This is a genomic window from Sulfurovum sp. (genome assembly GCF_049668085.1).
GTDB lineage: Bacteria > Campylobacterota > Campylobacteria > Campylobacterales > Sulfurovaceae > Sulfurovum.
The window spans coordinates 1-3,834 of the sequence record NZ_JBATIY010000157.1 but is presented as its reverse complement, the minus strand read 5'-3'; the positions used below and the strand labels follow the sequence as shown (position 1 = coordinate 3,834).

Sequence of the window (3,834 nt, the reverse complement as noted above, 5' to 3'; positions counted from 1 at the left end):
GCATGACGCTTATCGGGCTTTTCCCTCAAGATCGTGAAATCTATCTGCTTGCAGCTTCTGTTGTCGCAACAGTGTTCCTTTATCTGGCACGTGCTTATAAAGGTGACATGACGGTGTTTTTGCTAAGTGCTGTAACATTGCTCATGATGTTTCAAAACGGTGAAGTGGATGATGTCTTTATCTATGGAATCGATAAAACGTATATGACCATTATAGGGATCATCATCTATACTTTGGTAGGTGTGTTTCTTTGGCCTGTCAATCTTAAAGATACCAGTGTGGAAAATGCATCCACACTCTCAACACTTCAAAGTGAAATGTATCTATTAAGAGATAGTGAAAAAGAAGAACGAAAAGCATTGTATCAAAAAATGATATCGCAAGAACAGCTTTTGGGAACCTCTATTGTCGCTTCAGACAGCTCATCTTTGGAGATGAATTTTTCTAAAACACAATGGTATGATATTGTTAACAGTTATAAAAAAATAAGTGAGTTGCTTACTTTGCTTTCTCATCATGACAAAGCATCTTTTGCTGACAACTTCTCAAGCTATGTGACAAACTATGAAACGATAAATACCCAGATCACAGAGCTTTTGGCAGCTGTTCCTTTGGTATGGAAAGAACAAAAAGAGATCGCTATACCTGACGCATTAGAATATCAATATGACATAGAGCAGATCAAAACACTTTCGCAACTTGAACGTGCAGAGTTGAGTACCACCATAAGTGATATGTTAAAACTGCATGCACAATTGCGTAAACTAGCAGAAAAACTCAATAGTCTGATCTCTCCTATGCCAACCTTCTTTAACCTTGATGATATTCCCAAACCTTCTGATTTTCTTTGGTTTGACATGGAGGACCTCAAGGGCGCATTAATATCATTCATCATTTTTTGGGTTGCTACCCTGCTTTGGATATTTGTAAATCCTCCTGGAGGATTTATGATTGTAGTGTTGGCAACTGCGTTAAGTGTTTTAACAACATTTTCTCCGTTAAAGCCCTCTTTGTTGATCATCATTTTTTCTTTCTCTTTTATCTTTGCTGCTGCCATGTATATTTTTGTACTGCCTAATTTGTATTATGGATGGGAGCTGGGACTTTTCATCTTTGTCTATTCTTTTATTGGTTTTTATTTTATCAATCCAATGTTATCGATATTCTTTATTTTAGGGACAGTTACATTGGGTATCAACAATACAATGAGTTATAATTTTGATGTTTTTCTAATGATACTCTTTATGTTTTATTCTTTTTTATTTATGCTGTTACTCTTTTACTATATCCCCTTCTCTACTAAACCGGAACATCTTTTTTTAGTGATGAAAAAAAGATTTTTTACTCTTTCACAGACACTTTTACAAAGAAGCAATAATTTGAGTAACAATAATGGTTCATTTTTGGGGGCTATGAGAGCAAAATACAGTATGCTTCATCTTAAGAGTACAGTGAAAAAGATGGAGCTTTGGGCAAGTAAGATTGATGAGAAGTATTTTGACAGTATCGATAAAGATCTGCTTTTAGGTTTTAGTAAAGAGTGTGAGAGCCTGGTGTATCTTTTGGAGATGATGTATCATAGAGAAATAGAAATGATACATAATCCTTTGATCAAATCTTTTAAAGAGAATAGTAATGGGCCTACCCTAGTGGATCTTTTAGGTGAATATACTGAAGGTAAAGATTTAAAAGAACTTGATCCTTTCTGGAGAGATGAAAAGCAGATCGTTTCCAAAATGGAAGAGAGATTAAAGCATTTTATACATGAGGTAAAATACAATGAATATAGTGAAAAAGATATGATTGAATTTTACGAAAGTGTCTCACTGCGAAGAAATGTATGGTTATCTTTGTTTAGTTGCCAAAAGATGATGGAAGAAATTGATTTTAAAGTATTGGAAACAAGTAGGTTTTAATGAAAACAAGTAAAAAGAAAAGAGTAAAAATGAGAAACTCATTACCAAAGATCGGGCTTTCTGTGCTCACTATTGTGATGATGAGCGGATGTACAAAACTTGGTCCTGATTTTCTGGGTGTAGAGAATCCTCCTGTACCTGCCAAATGGCAGAAGGAAGATAAACGTAGCGATGAAAAAATAGCACAATGGTGGAAGAGCTTTAATGACCCTGTTCTAAACACTTTAGTAGAAAAAGCCTATGCACAAAACCTTAACATTAAGAGTGCGGGATTACGCATTTTGCAAGCTCGTGCAGCGTTAGGCATATCTGAAGGACTTGCTTTCCCTCAGGTTCAAACACTTTCAGGTAATGCTGCTGCAGTACGCAGTAATGGCAACAACTTTGAAGCAGCAGGTCTAAACTTTGATATGGGATGGGAGATGGATATTTGGGGTAAGTATGCCAGAAATATTGAATCTTCAGAAGCAAACCTATATGCGAGTCTTGCATCCTATAATGACATTATGGTCTCTGTTATTGCAGAAGTGGCACGTAATTATATTGACTATCGTACTGCGCAGGAACGTATAGCTTATGCAAGAAGAAATGTCCAGATCCAGGAACGTGTGACTCAAATGACCGAAGTGCAGTTCAATTCAGGAAATGTTTCAGAACTGGATATGCAGCAGTCTCGTTCACAACTTTATAATACACGTGCCGCTATTCCGACTATAGCGATCACAAAAGTGAATGCATTAAATGCAATGGCTTTATTATTGGGTACGGATGCATCAGTTGTAAAAAAAATGCTTGCATCAGGAAGTAAAAAATATCGTGATGCTACTTCCAAATACTTAAGTCAGGAAAAAAGAGGTGTTGTTCAGATCAAACAAGATAGCAGCGATCTTTTAAATGTTGAGATTATTCCAATGACCCGTTTAAATCCTTACAATAAGATAGATGCAGGCTTACTAACGAGAAGACCAGATATCAAAGTGGCTGAATATCGTGTACGTTCTAACAGTGCAGTAATAGGTTCAAGTATGGCTGAACTTTACCCGAGTTTCTCTCTCTTTGGAAATATAGGGCTTAATAGCAATAATGCCAGTGGTTCATGGGTTTCAGGATCTAATGCACTTGGTGTTACCATAGGACCGGCATTCTCATGGAATATCTTCCAATACGGCCGTATAAAAAACCAGATACGTTTACAGGATGCAGTGTTTGAAGAGAGTCTGGTTAACTATAATAATAGTGTACTCACGGCTGTTTCTGAGGTTTCAAATGCGCTTGAGAGTTATACTTGGGTACAAAAACAGCAAAAAGAGATCAAAAATGCAGTAGATGCGACTGTTCGTGCATTTAACATTTCTGTGATTCAGTACAATGATGGATTGGTAAGTTATCAGCGTTTGCTTAATACTGTTGAGAAGTTAACAAGTACACAAGACAGGTATGCTAATATCAAGGGGAATTTGTCCCTTCAAACTGTTGCATTCTATAAGGCATTGGGTGGCGGATGGCAGATCAGCAAGGGTAGATCTTATCTTTCTGAAGATACGGCTGAAAAAATGAAGCAGCGTGTGGATTGGGACAGATATCTTGATGAGAATATGACACGTCTGCCGGAAGGAATGAAATAATGACAAACCCTTTTCCTCATGAACTTTCTATCGGTGATGTCTATTACTCACCATTGATACTCGTAGCATTAATCTCTTTTTTAGCGGCACTTATCACGGTAATGGTGTTGAATAAACTGAAACTCACTCGTTATTTCTATGCACCCTCTTACGTATTTATTGCGATTATGGTACTCTATATTGTATTGATAGATACATTTTGGATAAAATTTTAAAGGTTAATTATGAAGAAAATAATAAAGATATTACTGACACTTGCGATATTAGGTGCAGCTGCATTCTTTGCATACAAT

The 3,834-nt window shown here is 36.5% G+C and carries 3 protein-coding genes; all 3 read left to right on the top strand.

The annotated features are described in order from the left end of the window. A partial coding sequence (locus tag WBM70_RS09770) for an FUSC family protein (RefSeq protein WP_424558325.1) occupies positions 1 to 1,916 on the top strand: 1,916 nt, incomplete at its 5' end. Then, a complete protein-coding gene (locus WBM70_RS09765; protein ID WP_424558324.1) occupies positions 1,916 to 3,541 on the top strand; it encodes a TolC family protein in 1,626 nt (541 codons plus the stop codon). The genes WBM70_RS09770 and WBM70_RS09765, both read left to right, overlap by 1 nt. Then, positions 3,541 to 3,756: a DUF1656 domain-containing protein gene (locus WBM70_RS09760; RefSeq protein WP_424558323.1), complete on the top strand. Its 216-nt coding sequence runs from the start codon at positions 3,541 to 3,543 to the stop codon at positions 3,754 to 3,756. The genes WBM70_RS09765 and WBM70_RS09760 overlap by 1 nt, the downstream gene beginning before the upstream one ends. The last annotated feature ends 78 nt before the right edge of the window (positions 3,757 to 3,834 follow it).